Origin of the sequence: Streptomyces sp. C (assembly GCF_000158895.1) — a bacterium.
Taxonomy (GTDB): domain Bacteria; phylum Actinomycetota; class Actinomycetes; order Streptomycetales; family Streptomycetaceae; genus Streptomyces; species Streptomyces racemochromogenes.
In genome coordinates, this window is record NZ_GG657750.1 from 7,213,159 (window position 1) to 7,215,334 (window position 2,176).

Sequence of the window (2,176 nt, forward strand, 5' to 3'; positions counted from 1 at the left end):
CCGGGCTCTCCCACCAGGAAGAGCGAGTGCGTGGAGAGCTTCCCGAGGTGCGCATCGACGGGGACGGGCCGCGACCAGCGCAGCCGGCGCGTGGCGAAGTCCAGGCCGGGCAGCGGACGGGCCGGCTTGTTGATGTACCAGCCGGGGCCGAAGTGCTTCTCGATGCGCGCCTGCTGGTCGGCGATCCACTCCACGTCCGTGTCGGGATCGTTGGACCAGACGGCCAGCGCGCCCCCGGGCCGCAGGACGCGCAGGGCCTCGGGGCCGGCGAGGGCCGGGTCCGTCCAGTGCCAGGACTGCGCGTACGTGAGCAGGTCGAGACCCGAAGTGGCCAGCGGCAGCCGGTCGCCGTCACCGCGCACGAGGGCGATCCCCGGACTGCGGCGGCGGAACTCGGCGGCCATGCCCTCCGAGGGCTCCACCGCCACCACCCGGGCCCCGCGGGCGCGCAGGAGCGCGCTCGCGATCCCGGTGCCCGCGCCGACGTCCGCGACACGGGCGCCGGCCAGCGGGAACCCGGCCAGCTCCTCGACGGCGTCGAAGAGCGCGGCCGGATAGGAGGGCCGGTGCGCGGCGTAGCGGGCCGCCGCGGAACCGAACGAACGAGCACGGGATCCGGTCGTCATACCGTCCATCATGGACGGCCGGTCAAGAGGACCCGGCCCACCGGGCTCAGTCGATCCGGAGCTCGCCCATCCGGCTCCAGCCGGTGGCGCCCGCGATGGTGGTGCTGACGATGTCGGGCGTACGGGCGACCAGCGGACGCATGGTCTCCAGGGCCTTGGCGAAGTGCTCGGAGGTGACGTGGGCTTCGGCCGCGTCGTCCTGGAAGGCCTCGACCAGGACGTACGTGTCCGGCTCCTCCAGGCTGCGGGACCACTCGAACCACAGGTTCCCCGGTTCGGCGCGGGTGGCGCGGGTGAACTCCGCGACCTTCTCCGGCCACTGGTCCACGTATTCGGGCTTGACGGCGAATTTCACCACAATGAAGATCATCAAGCCATTGTAGGCACGGGCCCGGTCAGGAGGCCTCCTGGAGGTATGCGGCGATCAGGGCCAGGTCGTTGGCGATGCCCACCACGTCCTCCGGGTCGGCGGTCGGCGTCATCGCGCCCGTGACGCCCGCGTAGAAGGTGTCGAAGCGTCCGCCGCCCTTGTCCAGGTATCCGGCGATGGTGATGGCCCCCACCGACAGCCGGTCGTTGAGGAGGTCGCCGCCGACGGCCGCACCGGTCTTCGCGAACACCTTGCCGCGCGCGGGACAGTCACGGCAGTTCTCCGCGAGCAGCCCGTCGACCCCGAGGACGGGCAGCGCCTCCCGGAACCGCCGCGCGTCCGGCGTGCCCTGCCAGTACGCCAGCATCTGCACCAGCACCCTGGGCGTGACCCGGTCGGCCGGATTGCCGCCCCGGCCGTCCATCAGGGCCACCTGCTCGCGGTCGACGCCCGCCCGGTCCAGGAAGGCGGCCAGCACCGGGAAGCCGTCGGCGCACTGCCGGCCGCCGGTGGTGACGGCCAGCAGGCAGACGTCCAGGTTGGCGCCCAGGTTGTGACTGACCTTCAGGATCAGCTTCGCGTACTGCTCGTACGGGGGCGAGGTGTACGCGGCCACGCGCGGCCGGCCCGCGTAGTCGCGCGGCAGCCGGGCGACAGGATTGGGCCCCGTGGCATCGGCCGTGACCGCCACCCCGGCCCGGCCCAGCGCCTCGATCAGCGCCGTCCGGCCGAACGCGGCCGGGTCCGTCACCGGGGAGGTCCGCAGCAGCGGCCGGGCGTCCGCTGCGATGGTGCCGGACAGCCGGATGCGGCTGCCGCCGCCGGTAGCCGTCACCGTGATGTCCGTCGGCTTCCCGGCGGCGACGGTCTCCACCGTCGACGTGACCTCGTACGGGGCGACCTTGGGCCGCCAGTCCAGCCGGGCGGCGGCGCCCGCCCGGTCGCCCGGGGTGGTCAGCAGGTCGACCAGGTTGTCGTTGACGATCAGGGGGGTCGGCACCGGGTCGAGGCCCGGGTCGGGGGCGAAGAGCCTGCTGTCCACGATCACGTCGCCCTCGACGCGGGTGATGCCCGCCGCGTGGACCTGCCGGGCGAGCTCGTCGATCCCGGCGAGGGGGTTCTCCGGGGTGAGGGTGGCGCCCGGGAAGTCGTTGGCGTAGGTGTGGTCGAGGTCGGTGTA

General features: G+C 73.3%; 3 protein-coding genes. All 3 read right to left on the reverse strand.

Annotated elements, in window-relative coordinates; all coding sequences use genetic code 11:
* On the reverse strand, nucleotides 1–626 hold a 626-nt coding region (locus SSNG_RS32120), incomplete at its 3' end, for a class I SAM-dependent methyltransferase (protein WP_042802493.1).
* Nucleotides 627–672: 46 nt separating this feature from the next.
* Entirely contained in the window at nucleotides 673–996 is a 324-nt protein-coding gene (locus SSNG_RS32125; RefSeq protein WP_007268113.1) for a putative quinol monooxygenase, read from the reverse strand.
* Nucleotides 997–1,021: 25 nt separating this feature from the next.
* The coding region (locus SSNG_RS32130; protein ID WP_007268114.1) for a D-alanyl-D-alanine carboxypeptidase at nucleotides 1,022–2,176 on the reverse strand (1,155 nt) is incomplete at its 5' end.